General features: G+C 48.3%; 14 protein-coding genes. 1 reads left to right on the top strand and 13 read right to left on the bottom strand.

Annotation, left to right across the window (positions count from 1 at the left end; translation table 11 throughout):
• Positions 1–6: 6 nt before the first annotated feature.
• The 8 genes from ACQ4MZ_RS10305 to ACQ4MZ_RS10270 all read right to left on the bottom strand — a co-directional run bounded on the left by ACQ4MZ_RS10305 (position 7) and on the right by ACQ4MZ_RS10270 (position 10,974).
• Positions 7–3,507, bottom strand: a complete 3,501-nt coding sequence (locus ACQ4MZ_RS10305) for a TonB-dependent receptor (protein ID WP_430844775.1) — start codon at positions 3,505–3,507, stop codon at positions 7–9.
• A 216-nt stretch (positions 3,508–3,723) separates the two neighbouring features.
• Entirely contained in the window at positions 3,724–4,863 is a 1,140-nt protein-coding gene (locus ACQ4MZ_RS10300) for a FecR domain-containing protein (RefSeq protein ID WP_430844774.1), read from the bottom strand.
• 92 nt (positions 4,864–4,955) lie between these two features.
• Complete coding sequence (locus tag ACQ4MZ_RS10295; RefSeq protein WP_430844773.1) at positions 4,956–5,570, bottom strand: RNA polymerase sigma factor; 615 nt, start codon at positions 5,568–5,570, stop codon at positions 4,956–4,958.
• A gap of 135 nt (positions 5,571–5,705) precedes the next feature.
• Positions 5,706–5,891, bottom strand: coding sequence for a hypothetical protein (locus ACQ4MZ_RS10290; protein WP_430844772.1), 186 nt, complete (start codon positions 5,889–5,891; stop codon positions 5,706–5,708).
• A gap of 29 nt (positions 5,892–5,920) precedes the next feature.
• Positions 5,921–6,604, bottom strand: a complete 684-nt coding sequence (locus tag ACQ4MZ_RS10285; RefSeq protein ID WP_430844771.1) for an Rpn family recombination-promoting nuclease/putative transposase — start codon at positions 6,602–6,604, stop codon at positions 5,921–5,923.
• Between the two features lie 76 nt (positions 6,605–6,680).
• On the bottom strand, positions 6,681–7,754 hold the full coding sequence (locus tag ACQ4MZ_RS10280; RefSeq protein ID WP_430844770.1) for an aminotransferase class V-fold PLP-dependent enzyme: 1,074 nt from the start codon (positions 7,752–7,754) through the stop codon (positions 6,681–6,683).
• A 101-nt stretch (positions 7,755–7,855) separates the two neighbouring features.
• Complete coding sequence (gene serA / locus ACQ4MZ_RS10275) at positions 7,856–9,763, bottom strand: phosphoglycerate dehydrogenase (protein WP_430844769.1); 1,908 nt, start codon at positions 9,761–9,763, stop codon at positions 7,856–7,858.
• Between the two features lie 215 nt (positions 9,764–9,978).
• A complete protein-coding gene (locus ACQ4MZ_RS10270) occupies positions 9,979–10,974 on the bottom strand; it encodes a YheT family hydrolase (RefSeq protein ID WP_430844768.1) in 996 nt (331 codons plus the stop codon).
• Positions 10,975–11,088: 114 nt separating this feature from the next.
• Between ACQ4MZ_RS10270 and ACQ4MZ_RS10265 the strand changes: the two genes are divergently transcribed.
• The gene (locus ACQ4MZ_RS10265; RefSeq protein ID WP_090386381.1) at positions 11,089–11,280 is read left to right on the top strand and encodes a cold-shock protein; all 192 of its coding nucleotides are present in this window, start codon (positions 11,089–11,091) and stop codon (positions 11,278–11,280) included.
• 62 nt (positions 11,281–11,342) lie between these two features.
• Here ACQ4MZ_RS10265 and ACQ4MZ_RS10260 read toward each other — a convergent pair whose 3' ends face one another.
• The 5 genes from ACQ4MZ_RS10260 to ACQ4MZ_RS10240 form a co-directional block, all read right to left on the bottom strand.
• Entirely contained in the window at positions 11,343–12,299 is a 957-nt protein-coding gene (locus ACQ4MZ_RS10260) for a polysaccharide deacetylase family protein (RefSeq protein ID WP_430844766.1), read from the bottom strand.
• Positions 12,296–13,324: an aldo/keto reductase gene (locus ACQ4MZ_RS10255; protein ID WP_430844764.1), complete on the bottom strand. Its 1,029-nt coding sequence runs from the start codon at positions 13,322–13,324 to the stop codon at positions 12,296–12,298. The genes ACQ4MZ_RS10260 and ACQ4MZ_RS10255 overlap by 4 nt, the downstream gene beginning before the upstream one ends.
• Before the next feature lie 212 nt (positions 13,325–13,536).
• Positions 13,537–13,917 carry a co-chaperone GroES gene (locus ACQ4MZ_RS10250; protein ID WP_430844762.1) on the bottom strand — a complete coding sequence of 127 codons (381 nt, stop codon included), beginning with the start codon at positions 13,915–13,917 and terminating at the stop codon, positions 13,537–13,539.
• A gap of 96 nt (positions 13,918–14,013) precedes the next feature.
• Entirely contained in the window at positions 14,014–15,483 is a 1,470-nt protein-coding gene (locus ACQ4MZ_RS10245; RefSeq protein ID WP_430844760.1) for an MBOAT family O-acyltransferase, read from the bottom strand.
• Between the two features lie 4 nt (positions 15,484–15,487).
• Positions 15,488–16,432 (bottom strand): glycosyltransferase family 2 protein, encoded by a 945-nt coding sequence (locus tag ACQ4MZ_RS10240; protein ID WP_430844759.1) that lies wholly within the window; start codon positions 16,430–16,432, stop codon positions 15,488–15,490.
• Between the last annotated feature and the right edge of the window lie 60 nt (positions 16,433–16,492).

The raw sequence follows: 16,492 nt of genomic DNA, 5'->3' as shown, positions 1-16,492 counted from the left end.
ATCGGTTTAAATAGATAGGTTGATGCCTACATTCACGAATTTGTTCTGCGGATACTGTAATCCGTTGTCATCCTGGATTTCGGGGTCAACACCAAACTTCTTCAAGTTGTCGATAGAAAACAGGTTATATCCATTGATGTAGAACCGGGCACGCGACATTTTCAGTTTTTCCAGCACCGACTTCGGCAGCGAATAGGAGAGCTCGATCGTTCTTGCACGGATGTATTTGACATTGTGCACCCAGAAAGTTGAATTCCTGTTATTGCTATGGTCTTTGTCGTTGTAGCGCAGCGCCGGGTATTTGCCCGGAATCCACTGGCTGTTCACATCGAACGGATCGGCGCGGTGCCATCTGTCAAGGAAAATGCTGTTCAATGCGCCCTCATTCTGGTATGGCCAACGTTGTTCGTAGTTCTGGTTCCAGGTGTACATGCCGCCGCCTGAGAAGTCAGCCACGAAGCCAATGCCTTTCCAGCTTACGGAGAAGTTCAACCCGAAATTGACATTCGGCTGGCCGGTAGCATTGTATCCGATAGGGCGCTGATCGTATCCGTCGATCACATTATCGCCGTTGAGGTCTTTGTAAATCAAATCACCCGGCAGCAATGTACGATTGCCTTGTCCGTCGATGTTGACAGGATATTCTGCAATTTCCTGCGTCGACTGGAACTGACCAATCGCTTCGAGTCCCCAGAAAATATTGGTGTAACGATCTTCGCCGGAAGCCCGGTAACGGTCCCACGAGTTGTTGAAGATCGGCTTGTATGACGACACGAATTTGCTTCGCGAGAACGACACATTTCCGCCGATGGAGTAGTTGATATTACCCGCCTTGCCATTGTAAGTAAGCGCGCCTTCCCATCCCTGTTGCGAGTCGCTGTTCACGTTTTCGTCCGGCAATGAATAGCCCAACTCGCTCGGCACGAGGATGTCGTACTTGCGGCCCAGCAAGCCAGTGCGCAGGCGGTAGAAATAATCGACGCTACCGGTAATTTTGGTGCCAAGGAAAGAGAAATCCGCGCCGACATCCGTGATCTTACTTTTGAACCAGGAAATGTTATTGATGATCTGGCCTTTATCACGGCTTGTAACCACCGCATTACCGCTCAGAATTACATTGCCCTTATTATAATCATAACCAGGCAGGTAAGCATACGGGCTTAATGGTCTGTTGGGATCATTGTTGAAAAGAATGTTGTCATCCCCAAGGATGCCATAAGACCCTCTGAATTTCAAGTCATCCAGGATGCTGCGCTCGCCGATCAGCTTTTTGAAAAAACCTTCTTCCGAAATTCTCCACCCCACCGACGCCGATGGAAAGTACCCCACGCGACGATCCGGAGCGAACTTCCAGGAAGCATCGCGGCGAGCCGAAACTTCGAGGTAATATTTGCCGGCGTAATCATAATTCATTCTACCGATATACCCTATACGTGCAAGTTCCGTATCGCTGTCATTGTAGGTATCCACAGTCGGGAAGTAGATCAGCGGGAGGACATTTGTTTTAGGAACCGCGTGTACCCACTGGTCCTGCACGCGCTCATCCTGCCATTCGGAAACGAAGGTTGCGCCTACCGTGTGCTTGCCAAAAGTGTTGTTGTAAGCCAGTTGTCCCTGGTACACATTGCGCATCACCTTACGGGTGCCGCGTTCGCGCCATGGGTTGGTACTACCACCTGTGACGGTGTAGGTATCGTCCGTCGGGTTGTAGGTATAAGCCTTGTAGGTATACTCGTGGCCATTCATCACACGGTCGGCAATGTAGTAGGAGTACATCCCTCTCGCACTAAGCCCTTTCACACCCGGAATCTGGTATTCAGCGGAGAAATTGGTTTGCAAAACACGCCAGTATTCGGTCCAGTAACCACCTAATTTCTTATTGTTATAGGCCCAGTTAGTCTCATTGTGCTTGATATCATTCAGATACTCAGGGTTATCATTCGCATATGGGCGCTCGAAGGGGCGGTTACGCAGGATAGCGAAACGTGGGAGCCAATAGTCGTCACCGCCAGGGATACCAGGCTGATCACGCTTCTCGATACGACCGTTGATCTGCACACCCAATTTCAGACGGTCGGTGATTTTCGCATCGACGTTACTTTGGATGTTGGTGCGGTCAAAAGTGAACTCGCGGCCCAATACCGAGTTCTGATGTAGTCTTGTTGCTGAAATGTAATAGTTGATCTTGTCCGAACCGCCGGTCATGTTCAGGTTCACCGAGTTAAGCGGAGAGTTCTTCTGAACAATAAAATCCTTCCAATTAAACGTCTGATAACCACGCTCGGTACCTACGCGGTACTTTTCAAGTTCAGCCTGGGTGATGGACGTTTTGCCGTACTGGTTCATTTCCGCTTCGGCTTTCCCTAACATCCATTGGTACGAATCGTTCACCACGTTTGGGAACCGCGACCAGTTCTGCCAGCCCATATAGGCATCCAGGCTCACTGTATTCTTGGCTCCCATTTTACCACGTTTGGTCGTGACAACCACTACGCCATTCGCCGCGCGGACCCCGTAAATAGCCGCAGAAGCGTCTTTTAATACAGAAATACTTTCAATGTCATTAGGAGAAATGTTGTTGAACTGGCCCGCGTCCTGTTGAATACCGTCGATTACGAACAGCGGGTTGCCCATGTTACGGATCTGAATGTTGGCACTCGCACCCGGACGGCCATCCGGCATCCGGAATGTCACACCGGGGATCTTACCCGCCAGACCCGAACTGACCGTCGAGCCGCCGTGAACGCGCTCGATATCTTTGCTCGTCACCGTGGCGATCGCGCCCGTCAGTGACTCCTTCCTTTGCGTACCATAACCCACCACTACCACTTCTTCCAGCGCCTTGTCATCCACTTTCAGCGTGATATCCAATACGCTTTGGCCGGATGGAACCGTCACTTCCTGCGACAGGAAGCCCACAAAAGAGAATATCAGAATATGCTCGCCGTTTGGGACCGTGACTGAGTATTTACCTTTTTCGTCCGTCGATGTACCGGTTTGCGTGCCTTTTAAAACAACGCTCACACCCGGTAACCCGGCACCGGTTTCATCTTTTACCACACCTGAGATGGCCTTATCCACCGCAGCAGAACTGAATTCCACCACCGGAACTTCTTCTGAAGCCATTTTGGCAGCCTGTTCGGGATGATCGGGTTTGATCACGATAAGGTCATTCTTGATCCGATAATTCAGTTCCAGTGGTTTCAGCAAGGCGTCCAAAACAGCCGATAGTGAGCCATTTTTAACCTTCACTGAAGCCCGGCGGTCGGATTGGATCAATTTTGAGCTAAATATGAATCTGGCATTGGTCTGCTTTTCCAGCTGCGCGAAGATCGTCTTGATCTCCTCATTCCGGATGTCAACGGTAACCTTCTGGCTCAATGCGGATTGAGCTCTCCCGTCGTTCGCCCACGTGATGCCTGCAAACAGGCCAGCCAGGATACATTGCATTAATGTGATTCGCATGAGCTTGATGAGAAAGTCTTCAGGTCGTCGAACTTTTTTCATATTTTTGAATGAATTTGTTGTTTAAGGAGATTATTCAACGAAGTCTTCCCCGGTTCATCCATCGTCCAAATGGATGTGCAGTAATGTCCGTTACTGTTGGGGAACCCGGATCAGTCATGCTGGAACATGGCTGGTCTTTTTTATTTTCAGGCAATACGGTAGCGTTACGTCATAGGCGGCGTTCAGGGTAAAATGTTAATATGTCGGGTCTCTAAACTACTTACATCCTTTTCCCAGGATCGTTATCTGGTTATCGGCCACTTCGAACTGCGCATCCAGCGCATTGCAGATTACTTCGAGCTTTTCTTTCAAGGGCTGCCCGATCAAAGTCGCGTTCAGCGGGCAAGTGCCCATCTTTTCCCGGTCGTAAACGATCCGGACATTGTAGGCGTTTTCCAGTATCCGGAACACCTCCGACATCGGGGTTTCATCAAACACGAAATGCTGTTTTGAAACGTCTTTGTCCGAAACCACCGCCGCAGCAGCAGGCAATGGAATGATCTTACCGTTCTCCTTCGAGAACGCGATCCGCTGATCATGATTCAGCGTCACGCCCTCCAATTCGGGCTTATCCAGCACGGCTTCCTTTTGACTGTTATCCAAATTATTGATCGAAAATACCGAAACTGTACCCGTTCGCACTTCTACTTTAATATCCTTGCTCTCCGAAGAAGCATCAATGGTGAAACTTGTGCCAAGCACTTTCGTAGCCAGGCCGTAGCTGTACACCAGGAATGGCTTTTGTTTGTTTCTTACGATTTCAAAAAATGCCTTTCCGGTCAAAGTAACCTCTCTTCGCTTTTTGTTGACGCCTTCCGAGTAGCTAATCTTGCCGCCAGGCTGCAATACAACCGAGCTACCGTCTTCCAGCAATACCGTCATTGGCTTGTCGGTGTCATTGTGTTTCTGGATCGTATTGGGCAGTTCAGTTTCCCCGCGTACAGCTACCTCCTGCAATGGACCGTCTGCCTTTTTGTAATAGAACCAGTAACTCACCGAACCAATGCTCAGGATCAGTGCCGCCGACGCTGCCACGCGTGCCCAGCGCCATCCCTGCCCGCGGCTCGTTTTGAAAACGGCCTCTGGTTCCTGGGTTTTCGGTGCCTCATCGTGCATGTGACTTTCGACGATACTCCACATTCTGTCGCTTTGTTTCTGGGTAGGCTGGTGCCTGCCGGTATCTTTCGCCAACAAAATGACATACTCCCGTGCGGATTCAACGGTTTTACGCTTCCTCGGATGCTTTTCCAGGAACGCCCGCCATTTGCGGTCGCTGAGTTCGTCGGGATGCATTACCCAGGCGATAAACTCTTCATTTCTGATCAGTTCGGTCAGAGAATAAGGATCATGCTTCATGTTTCGCGGGATGCAGTTATCGTCGTTCAATAGTACAGAGCGACGAAATGCGGATTTGACCTCTTCAAAATGAAATTTTTTGAAGAAAAATTTTAAAAAAATAGTAACATCCAGAAAATCAGGGAAGAAATCAGTAGTATTTCCCGGCTCTGGCGAAGGGATGTCAATGCTTTGTAGATGAAATTACGGACAGACTTCTCATTGACGCCCATGATCTCCGCGATTTCATCAATGCTGAATTCATCGAAATAGCGCAGCGTAAGCGCTTCAAGCTGGCGTTCGGGCAATTGCGCAAGCAACTCCTGTATACGTTGCGCCCGTGCGAAAGAGGATTCCGCCTCGATCAGGATTGCTTCCGAATGGGTGTGGTTTGCGGGCGTATCCTCATCATCCAGTTCGCTGATTTCCTCCGTTGAAGGAAACTTGTCGAGCGCCACGTGAATGCGGCGACGCAATGCGCGATAGAGGTAGAATTTAACCGAGGTAACGTTCTCTGTGAGATTGTGCCGTAACCGCCAGATATCGATGAACACATCCTGAACCGCGTCTTCTACCAATGAGGAATTCGTTGAAAGCTTGCTGCCGTAATTGTAAAGTGTGCGGTGGTATCTCTCAAAAATCGCGGTAAAGGCCTGCTCATCGCCCACGCGAATCCTTTGCCATAGATCATGATCTTTGGTTTCCCCTGTTGAGGTAGCAATCTGCATCACCGCTTCTGTCTGTTTTCGTAAGAAAGCATAAAGCTAAAAATTTATCCTTAAAATACCATTAGAACTTCGGCTGTCGTACCTCGGCTATCAGTTATTTATGAAAAAAGCTGCCTGGTGGGGCAGCTCTGTATATTAATCATACTCAGGCCATGTCCCTTGCACAAAGCCCTGGACACATTTTAGCGGGACGTCCGCAAGCCGCGCGATCTCCTCATGGCTGAATTGGGTTTCACGTAGAAGGTTTTTAATGAAAGTTACGTTTCGTTCCTCCTTTGCTTCCTCCTTTACAATGTACAAAACAGCTTCTTTAATTGTCATAGGTTCTGGATTTGGATTTATAACTTTATTTAAAGTCTCATTGAACTCTTCATCAAGCTTATCGTTTCCCAGATGGACATAAAATTCAAAAAATGCAGCAATCTTCCAACTTTCCACTTCGAAAAATCCCGCTTTAGCAGCCTCTTAGCCAGATCAATTTTCAAACGGTAAAGTTCATTGGGCGAATAGCACTTTCCCGTCAGAGCCAGCTTTACCGCCAAAACAACCTGTGCAAACGGGTTATCACTGGCCTCTAACTCCGCCTCCGATTGATCCCGCACCTTATAACTATTAAACCGAAAACAAATGCTCGTACCCAGGCAAGCCTGCTCAAACTGGGCAGGTAGGAAATGCCTGCAATCGTCCGTGAGGATCGCAAATGCGGTGATGGGTTTACGGTGCTTGTCCCAGATGCGGTAGTAATAGGTAAACATCCGGTCGGGGAAAGTTTCGTCGCGGTAGCCTTGTACTTCAATGTGCACCAGCAGCCAGGCTTCGGCGCCGGAGCGGCAATGCACTTTTACCAACTTATCTACATACCGGGTCGTAAATGTGTCCGCCTCAGGCGGGAATAGTTGATCGAGCTCCTGGTCGAGGTACTCGAAACCTTTTTCGAAGTCGAAAAGGATTTCAGCATTGGGGAAAAAGAATTTGAGGAAATCATCAAAAATGTCCTCCAATATCGATTTCCATAGTATGTCGTTACGCTTCATTGTAAAAAAGAAAAGGGTGGCCGAACATTGTTACGTTCTGCCACCCTTTTGGTAACGCTATTCTACAAGCTATTTTTCAGAGCTTGCCGAGCTCGTGGATCAGCCTTTCGGTTTCTTCCAGTGACGTCGCAGGGAAGTTGGCGATGCGGAGCTGAGTTGCCTTGCCAGCGCCATAACCGCTGCCGATCACCATGCCTTTTTCTTTGATAGCCTTGATAATATCGGCCGAAGGAGCCTCCGTATCCGTCACGACCACAGTTTGCGAACGGAGCGCTTTCTCTTTTACGAATGCAGAGAAACCGGCTGTCTTTTCTATAAACTTGTAAAGCAAATCTGCTTTGTGCTCAGTCTCTTTACGGATATTTTGTATACCGACCCGATTGAAATCTTCTGCGATTTTACCCAGCAGGTAAATGAGCATCACATTCGGCGTCGCGGGTGTTTCGTTGTTCAGCGCGTTCTTCCAAAGCGTTGGCAAATCGTTGTGCGCGCCGATGGAATAGGTATTCCGAATGTTCTTTGCTTTTTCCAGGCATCGCTCGCTTACGATCCAGACGCCCAGGCCAGCCGGCAAACCAAATGCTTTTTGTACAGAGAAAAACGCCGTGTCGATAATGCTGTAATCCAGCGCCGGGTAAGGCGCGGACGACACCATGTCCACCGCGATAAACTTCGACGGGTTGTTCAGCTTCAGTTTATGGATCTCTGCCACCGGCATCTGAACACCCGAACTGGTTTCGTTATGCGTAGTTGCGATCAGTTCTGCATATTCGGGAACTTCCACATCAACCGCCAGGAATCCTTCTCCCATTGGTTTTTCAAACTTGTGGGCATACTTGTTCAGCGCACTTGAATATTCACAGAATTTTTTGGAAAACGAGCCATTTACCAGGTGAAAGCTTTCCAATTCCACCGTACTGAACAGAATGCGTTCAAAAGCTTCAGAAGCAGAACCGAGGAAAAGGATCGCATGCGTATCGGGCACGTTCAGGAGCGTACGCAGCTGATCGACCGTGAATTTGTGCAAGTCGCGGTACTGCTGGCTGCGGTGCGAGATCGAACCGAGTTGGTTTTCGACGAAAGTTTTTAAATGCTGCTCGAATGTCGGGTACAGAGCCGCCGGACCAGGAGTGAAAAATGTTAATGACATGGATAATGACCGGAACACCGGTGAAATAAGTGAGTAGGTGAATGAATCGCCGTGAAATTGAAATGGTCAGCCGCGAACCGGCTGACCATCCCAATCATTTCTTAGTAAAGCATCCGGAAACGGATCGTTCCTTCGACCTCTTTCACTTCCTGAATAAATTCTTCTGTATAATCTTTGGCAATATCCACGATCACGTAGCCGATATGCTCATTGGTTTTGAGGTATTGCCCAGTGATGTTGATATTGTTTTTGGCAAAAATCTGGTTCAGTTTCGCCAGCACACCCGGTACATTCGCGTGGATGTGCAGGAGGCGGTGCGAATCTTTCAACTTCGGCAGTTGTACTTCAGGGAAGTTCACGCTGCCGTAAGAGCTACCATTGTTCATGAATTCCAGCAATTTGGAAGGCACGAAATGGCCGATGTTTTCCTGTGCTTCCTCGGTACTGCCACCGATGTGCGGTGTCAGTATCACGTTTGGCAGGCCCATCAGCTCGCTTTCGAACATTTCATCGTTCGTTTTCGGCTCTTTCGGGAAAACGTCTACACCTGCTCCGGCCACTTTACCGCTCTTCACGGCATCGGCCAACGCTTTGATGTCGACCACGTGCCCGCGTGAGAGGTTCAGGAAGATCACACCGTCTTTCATGAGGTCAAACTCGCGTTTGCCGATCATGTTGGTGTTTTCCTTACGGCCATCCACGTGCAAGCTCAGTACGTCGGACATTGCCAGAAGCTCTTCAAGTGTATTCACTTTCTTCGCATTTCCGATCGACAGTTTTTCAACCGCATCATAGAAATATACATCCATACCCAGCGCCTCGGCTACGACCGAAAGCTGTGTACCAATGCTGCCATAACCTACCATCCCGAGCTTCTTTCCGCGGATCTCGAAGCTACCGTTCGCAGATTTGTCCCAGATACCTTTATGCATGGAATTGCTTTTGCCAACGATATTACGAATCAGCAAAATCATCTCGCCTACTGCCAACTCCACCACAGAACGGGTATTGCTATATGGCGCGTTAAATACCGCGATACCTTTTTTAGCAGCCTCGTCGAGGTCGATCTGGTTGGTACCGATACAGAATGCACCGATCGCCATCAGACGGTTCGCGTTTTCAAGAACGCGCTTCGTAATAGTCGTTTTAGAACGGATACCTATAATAGATACGTCCTTGATACGCTCGCATAATTCGTCCTCATCAAGGGCGCCTTTTACGAATTCGACATTGAAACCTTCTTCCTCAAATGCCTTACGCGCTACCGGATGCACGTTTTCAAGGAGCAATACCTTGATACGGCTTTTTGGATAAGACTGGCTTCTGCTGAATTTATTATCATAAAGAAAATCGTCGAATGAAGTAGCGATGTGGTCCGCTACCGCGGTTACTTTCGGGCGCTCGACGTTTTCTGTAAATGCATAGAAACGATTGGCAAGGCCGGAGGCCTTCAATTCATAGTCCGTATAGCCATCACCGATCGCGTACACGTCTCCTGAAAGGTTCAGAGCAGAAAGGATTTTGATCTTTCCGCCGTCCATCGACAACACGTTCTCCTCGTCGATCCCCACGATATTTCCTTCCTCGTCAAACACGAACTCATTGGCGTACACATGGTCGGCCAGAATGCCGAGCTCAGTAGCCACGGGAACGATAAACTCCTTAAACCCGCTGGAAACGATAAAAATCTGCTCCGCATTCTCCCTCAGAAACTGCGTATTACGCTTGAATGAATCCGAAACCTTGGTTCTCAAAAAGGAAACCAGTTCTTCGATGTGCGAACGGTTAGCTTTCAGTAAGGCGATTCGTTGGCGCAGACCATCCGCAAACGACATTTCGCCATTCATACCCTTGTTGGTCAGATCAGAAATCTTCTGAACAATCTGATCACGCTCCGGATGGCCTTTGAGGGCGATCGCGGCCAATTCGTCGAGCCCTTCCACTTTCGTGAACGTGCTGTCGAAATCAATGATAATGTACGGTGCTGGATTGAGAGTTAATGTGGACATGAAACGGGGAATAACTGAAAAATGATCGAGTTAACGGAATTTTAATCGCTAAGGGTCCGACCTGTTTGAAACAGGCCACAAAATTACCAAAATCTATTGGTATATGTTGCTAACAAAATAATGTTTGGAACAGTTTTCTTACTCGACGAAGTCGGGGCGAATGTGAACGGCTTGCTCGAATTAGTCAGGTGTGGCCAGGAGATGGTCAGGGATTGTCAGGTGTAGTTAGGGAATGGTGACAGGGTAGTTAGAAAATGGAGGGCGTATTTTTCTGACCAATAGAACTCGTCGGTAAGGCGGGCGGGGCGAAAGCCGCAGTGCCCGCCGTCTTTTGTGGCCAGCAAAGTCACATTAGGATGAGACCGGAGCATGTCGAGAGGCAGGCTTTCGAAAGGGACGATCGGGTCATTTTCTGCATTCACGATTATCGTCGGCACGAAAATCGGTTCGATGAAAAACTTCGAGCTGCATTTGGCATAATAGTGATCGGCGCCTTTGAAGCCGTGCAGCTTCGCCGTGTAGATGTCGTCAAAATCATATAGCGTCCTCACCAACTGATGGTCGTCCAGGCTGATTTTTTCCGGGAAGAAACGTGCCTTTTCCACCACTTTGGGTTTTAATGTATTCAAAAAACGGCGCATATAGATCTGATTACGGGGCTCGATAATCGACAGGCTGCATGCTTTGAGATCCATCGGTACACTGAATACGATCGCACTTTTAATGCGGCTATCAATCGAAGCGCCCTGTTCGCCGAGGTATTTCAAGGTCAGATTTCCTCCCAGGCTAAAACCCATCAACCGCAGATCAGCATAGCCCTTTTCAAATGCATTCTGCACCACCGCGTCCAGATCTTCCGTAGCACCGCTGTGGTAAAATCGGGCCGTCTGGTTCATTTCACCGCCGCAGCTCCGGAAGTTCCAGGCGAGGCAGTCGAACCCGTGGCGGTTCAGGAGTTTAACCATGCCCGTTATGTACTGGCGCGTGGTGTTTCCTTCGAGCCCGTGAGAGAGGATCACGAGTGGTTTCGAGCCGTCGTTTCCGGCATATGACCAGTCCAGATTCAGGAAGTCATCATCAGGAGTTACAATTTTTTCACGAAAATATTTTATACCGTTTATCTGCCGGAAGAGCGCAGGGTAAATGCTCTGAAAATGCCCGTTTGGAAGCCAGTAAGGGGATATTTTTGATTTATAGTGGACTAGCGGCATGATATAAAACGCATTCTGATATATTGGAATAATTCTAAGGTAAAGAAAGTTTAATGTTGTATATCTGCTTTTTATGTCTAAATTTGGTCTTTACAAATAATAAGATCAATTCTAATGGCAGAAGGTACAGTTAAGTTTTTCAATGAATCAAAAGGATACGGATTCATTCAACCATCATCAGGAGAGAAAGACATTTTCGTTCATGTTTCAGGTCTTCAGGACGATATCCGTGAAAACGACAAAGTGTCTTACGAAGTAGAAAATGGAAGAAAAGGCCTAAACGCAGTTAACGTACGCGTTATCTAAGGTTAGTTCATAATAAAGACATTTCGAAAGCGCGCCCCTCAAAGGCGTGCTTTTTTAATGCGCTATTTCTTGCTTTTTGTCAATGCTTCATAGGCCTGCTGCGCTTCCTTATCCGACGGCTCTTTTTGCATAAGCGAACGACGCTCACTTACATCCTTAACCCATCGGTATACCCACGAGAAGCCCCAGTTTCCATGATAATGTAATGGCAACTTGTAAGCCGGATCAGCCATCGCTTCGTCCAGGCTGACCATCCGGTATTGCTTTTCTTTCAGTTTTTGAACCAGAACCGGCAGATAATCCGTGTTGAGCTGGTTGTCGTGGCATAGGTAAATTTGTTTGATCGGCTTGCCTGTCGCTTTGATTGCTACGCCCTCGAAGTGGTCGAAAAGTTTCAGGCTCAAATCTACATAACGGTTGCCGATCGCCTTTGCTTCTTCGAATTTACCTTCTTTCAAAGCCTTTTCGTAAAGCTGTGTGAACAGCCAGTCCTCACTTTCGACGGTAAATGGAGTTGAAATGTATTGATGTTCAGTCAGAAAATCCCGCATTCTCGCCTGTTCGGTACTGTCCTTACCCATGCCATTAAAAGGAAACCGGAAGTACTCCAGTTTCTTCCCCACATCCCCGGCCATCTTTCGTGACAGTTCCTCTCCCTTTAAAACGTCTTCTTTGAATGCATCGAAGCCTATTTCACCATAATTCGGATGCGAATAGCTATGATTCCCGATGGTCATGTAAGACTTTGAAATCCAGCTTTGGAGCAGTCTTTTATTTTGCTCTAAATCCTGGTTTTGCTTCAAATGTCCTTCATTGATAAAAATCGCAATTGGCAGGTTTAAAGAGTCCAGCTTTTTCAACAACCTGGATGAATGACCATCCGCTTCATATAAATGCACATTCGGTACATCGTCGATGGTAATGGCAACGCTTCGCTCCTGCGCGTGAGCAGGTAATGCGAGCGCATAGGCGACTGTGGCGAGCAGGCGCATACATATGTTTCGCAGGTGCTTCGTCATGGCTTACCCGGAATGCGTTCGCGCGACTGCCGTTCGATCATCCATTGCGGATATTCGGGTTTCAATGCGCTGATTTTGTTCAATTGGTCCAGCTCGTCGGCGGCCAGTACCACGTTCGTAGCGGCGATATTGTCAGCCAATTGTTCCGGCTTTTTTGCTCCGATGATCACGCTGGTCACAGCTTTCTGATGAAGCAGCCATGCCAATGCGATTTGCGCCACGGAAACCCCGTGCGTCTGCGCGATGGGCTGAATAACATCGATGATGTCGTAAGCCTTCTCTTTATCCACCGGCGGAAAGTCGAAGTTATCGCGGCGGTTTTCACCGGTCGATTCACTGTTGCGGGTATATTTCCCGGACAAAAAACCGCCTGCCAGTGGGCTCCAAGGCATTAATCCCAGGTTCTGATCTTTCATCATCGGGATTAGCTCGCGTTCCAGGTCGCGGCCGGCGATGGTGTAGTAATGCTGGCAAGCCACAAACTTCGTCCAGCCATTTTTCTCGGCAATGCCATTGGCCTTCATAATCTGCCACGCCGCATGGTTGCTCACGCCCAGGTAACGCACCTTGCCCGAGCGCACGACGTCTTCCAGGCCACGCATGGTTTCTTCCAGGGACGTTTCCGCATCCACGCCGTGAATATAGAACAGATCGATATGGTCGGTACCGAGGCGGACCAGACTTTCATTCACCGAATCCATAATATGCAGCCGCGACAGCCCCACCTGATTCGCGCCAGGCGCCATCCGGCCACGGGCTTTGGTAGCAACAACCACATCGCTGCGTTTCACACCCAGCGTCCTGAACGACTGCCCCAGGATCTCCTCCGATTTGCCATAAGAATACACATTGGCGGTATCGAAAAAGTTGATCCCAGCATCCAGAGCCGTCTTCACCAGTACATTCGCCTCATCCTGCTGCACTTTTCCAATTACTTCAAAATAACCATCTCCACCAAAAGTCATCGTCCCGAAACAGAGCTCGGAAACGAGCACGCCGGTGTTGCCCAGGAAGTTGTATTTCATGCGTTGTTGCTGTTATGTGTGACGTTTTTATCAAGTCAGGTGTGGCGAAGTGTAGTCAGGTGTTGTCAAATGTAGTCGAACGTAGTCAAGTGTTGTCATTGATAGTCATGTGTTGCCAAGGTGGCTAATGAAATTTGAGAGAGATTTTTTAACAATAAATGACCACACATGACAATACTTGACTACATCTGACCACACTTGACCGCGTCAGACTATTCAAACAAATCCTCCGACCGCTCCAACATCAGTATCGACGACTGCGGAACGATCACGTACTTCTGCCCATCGTATTCGAGGTCGATGGCGTTGCGTTGGAGGTAAATAGCCAGGTCGCCTTCTTTGGATTGCAAAGGCATATATTTTACTTTTTCTTCGGTCTCTTTCCAGGGCTCGTCCTCCACGGCCACAGGAATAGGGTAACCCGGGCCAACCTTGATCACGTAACCGGTTTGCACCTGTTCCTTTTCGGTTACGGTCGGAGGCAGGTAGAGACCGCTGTTGGTACGGTCGCTGGGGCTTTTGGGGCGGATCAAAACACGGTCGCCTACTACGATCAGGCTTTTGAGTCTGTTGTCGGATGTCACTTCGTACATTGTAATAAATACTTAATCGGTAATAAGAACGTCAGGTAGTTCCTCAAAAATTGAGTAACAAATAAATAAGTGCAAATGTTGCGGCAATCTTTTCCTTTAGAATTGGAAGTAAATGAACTGGTTTTCGGATACCACACCCAAAAAGTAGTTCGCCAGCAGGATCAGCGGAAACAATAGGAAGAATACGGTTGTGTTCCGCGTAGGGATTTTCAGGTAGTAATGCTCTTTAATCAATAGGAAAATGATCAGTAACACGCAGAACCACATTTCCAGATGGTTCATAGGCGTTTGCAACGGTTCCGAGAATGAGAAGCCGGCCATTTTTTTCAAAATCATGAATGAACGTCCTACCGGCGCTTTGTCGTTCCGGAAGAAAACCCAGGTAATAGTCACCAGCGCGAATGTAAAAACGACACTCAGCGTGTTAGTAATCCGATTTTTGGGTATTTCAATGCCCGCTTTTTTCAACCATTTATCGCGCAGGGATGCTGCTACCTGATAAAAACCATGCAATGCGCCCCAAATTACGTAGTTCCAGCTCGCGCCATGCCAGAGTCCGCTCACGAGGAACACGATAAACTGGTTGCGGTATTTCATCCACTCGCCTTTGCGATTGCCGCCGAGAGGAATATAGAGGTAGTCCTTAAACCACGAAGAAAGCGAAATGTGCCATCTGCCCCAGAACTCTGAAATGGATTTGGAAACATATGGCGTTTTGAAGTTGTCCATCAACGTGAAACCCATCACACGAGCCGCACCAATGGCAATATCGGAGTACCCCGAGAAATCGCAGTAGATCTGGAATGCGAAGAAAATTGTCGCTACGATGAGCGTTAGCCCATTATGTTCCGCCGGATTTTGATACGCTGCATCCACGATCATCACCAACCTGTCGGCGATCACCATTTTCTTGAAAAAGCCGAAGGCCATTTGCATCAGCCCTTCCTTCACCTGCTCGAAATCATATTTAAAAAACGAGTGGTACTGGAACAGCATGTTCTGCGGCCGCTCGATAGGTCCGGCCACAAGCTGCGGGTAAAACATCACATACAATGCGTAAATCCCGAAATGCCTTTCGGCCTTTTGGTTGCCGCGATACACCTCAATGGTGTAGCTCATCGCCTGGAATGTGTGAAATGATAAACCGATGGGCAACAGCAACTTACCACTCCCGGTAGTCATCCACTCGGCGATCGGGCCGGGAACGATGCGCGTGAATGCAGGAAACATCGGCCGTAGGTCCAGGTTACTGAGAATGGTATTCACCGAATCCTGCACGAAATCGTAGTATTTAAAGAAAGCGAGGATACCGATATTGGAGATCAGACTGATGATGAGCAGCAGTTTCTTTTGCTTCTGCTCCTGTGATTTCTCAATCCAGATCCCGGCAAAGTAGTCGATAACGATGGTTCCAAACAGGATCAGGATGAATACCGGTTTGAAAACCATATAAAAATAGCAGCTGGTGAGCAGCAAAAGCACCCAACGCCCGGTCCACGACAGGCTGAAATACGCCAGTGTGACTACTATAAAGAAAACTGCAAATTGAATCGAATGAAAATCCATCAGGTCAAATGTACTCCCGGTTGACTATTTCCTCTTTGATAATGAACAGGGGACGGTTTTTGGATTGAAAGAAAATCCGGAGCACATATTCTCCAATAATGCCCAGCGCCAGCAACTGCACCCCGCTGAACAGAATGATGACAAATAGCAGGGCTGCAAAACCCTCGATCACGTGGGCGAAAAACAACTTTTTGACTACGACGGTCGCGAAATAGATCAACGAAATTACAATGGCCGTCATGCCCACCCGGCTCATGAATTTGATGGGAAATTCACTGAAATTGAAAATTCCATTGTAAGCCAGCCTGAAAAGCTGTTTGAAAGTATATTTGGATTCCCCCGCGATGCGCGCGTCGCGCTCGTACTCGTATCCGATCTGCTTGAAACCGATCCAGGAACGCATTCCGCGCAGGTAGCGGCTTTCCTCAGGCATTTTATTCAAAACATCGACTACCCTTCGGCTGATCAATGCAAAATCACCGCTGTCGAGCGGAATATCTACATAGGAAATCGAACGAAGAATGCGGTAGAACCAGTAGTAACCCATCCGTTTGACAAAGCCCTCCTTTCGTTTCTTGCGGACAGCGTAAACGACGTCATTTCCTTCCTGCAACAATTTGTAAAATTCCGGCAATAGCTCCGGCGGGTCCTGCAAATCGCCATCGATCACAAAGAGCGCCTCCGTGCCGCGTGCGGCAGAAATACCCGCTGTCAATGCAAGCTGGTGACCATGGTTACGCGATAGAAAAACACCATGATACCGCTCGTCTGTCAAAGCTACCTGCCTGATTTTAAGCGCCGTGTCATCCTTACTTCCATCATCGATCAAAACCACTTCAATAGCAAGCGGGCTGGCGTCCATTAACGCGTTGATACGCTGTATCAGAAGCGGAAGCGTCTCAGATTCATTATATAGCGGCGCGACGATTGAAATTTGAGGAGTTTTCAATATGCTGAGTTTTTCAATGACCAATAGAGGCAAAAATACACCTTTCGGTCTATTATCGAA

Origin of the sequence: Dyadobacter sp. BHUBP1, from assembly GCF_050587785.1 — a bacterium.
Taxonomy (GTDB): domain Bacteria; phylum Bacteroidota; class Bacteroidia; order Cytophagales; family Spirosomataceae; genus Dyadobacter.
This window is presented reverse-complemented; position numbering and strand designations above follow the sequence as displayed.

Bases quoted from the DNA above. Each gene is read 5' to 3' on its own strand.
- ACQ4MZ_RS10285 (WP_430844771.1), bottom strand. From the start codon at position 6,604: ATGAAGCGTAACGACATACTATGGAAATCGATATTGGAGGACATTTTT.
- ACQ4MZ_RS10280 (WP_430844770.1), bottom strand. From the start codon at position 7,754: ATGTCATTAACATTTTTCACTCCTGGTCCGGCGGCTCTGTACCCGACA.
- ACQ4MZ_RS10260 (WP_430844766.1), bottom strand. From the start codon at position 12,299: ATGACGAAGCACCTGCGAAACATATGTATGCGCCTGCTCGCCACAGTC.
- ACQ4MZ_RS10255 (WP_430844764.1), bottom strand. From the start codon at position 13,324: ATGAAATACAACTTCCTGGGCAACACCGGCGTGCTCGTTTCCGAGCTC.
- ACQ4MZ_RS10245 (WP_430844760.1), bottom strand. From the start codon at position 15,483: ATGGATTTTCATTCGATTCAATTTGCAGTTTTCTTTATAGTAGTCACA.
- ACQ4MZ_RS10290 (WP_430844772.1), bottom strand. From the start codon at position 5,891: ATGACAATTAAAGAAGCTGTTTTGTACATTGTAAAGGAGGAAGCAAAG.
- ACQ4MZ_RS10295 (WP_430844773.1), bottom strand. From the start codon at position 5,570: ATGCAGATTGCTACCTCAACAGGGGAAACCAAAGATCATGATCTATGG.
- ACQ4MZ_RS10305 (WP_430844775.1), bottom strand. From the start codon at position 3,507: ATGAAAAAAGTTCGACGACCTGAAGACTTTCTCATCAAGCTCATGCGA.
- ACQ4MZ_RS10270 (WP_430844768.1), bottom strand. From the start codon at position 10,974: ATGCCGCTAGTCCACTATAAATCAAAAATATCCCCTTACTGGCTTCCA.
- ACQ4MZ_RS10265 (WP_090386381.1), top strand. From the start codon at position 11,089: ATGGCAGAAGGTACAGTTAAGTTTTTCAATGAATCAAAAGGATACGGA.
- serA (WP_430844769.1), bottom strand. From the start codon at position 9,763: ATGTCCACATTAACTCTCAATCCAGCACCGTACATTATCATTGATTTC.
- ACQ4MZ_RS10300 (WP_430844774.1), bottom strand. From the start codon at position 4,863: ATGAAGCATGATCCTTATTCTCTGACCGAACTGATCAGAAATGAAGAG.
- ACQ4MZ_RS10250 (WP_430844762.1), bottom strand. From the start codon at position 13,917: ATGTACGAAGTGACATCCGACAACAGACTCAAAAGCCTGATCGTAGTA.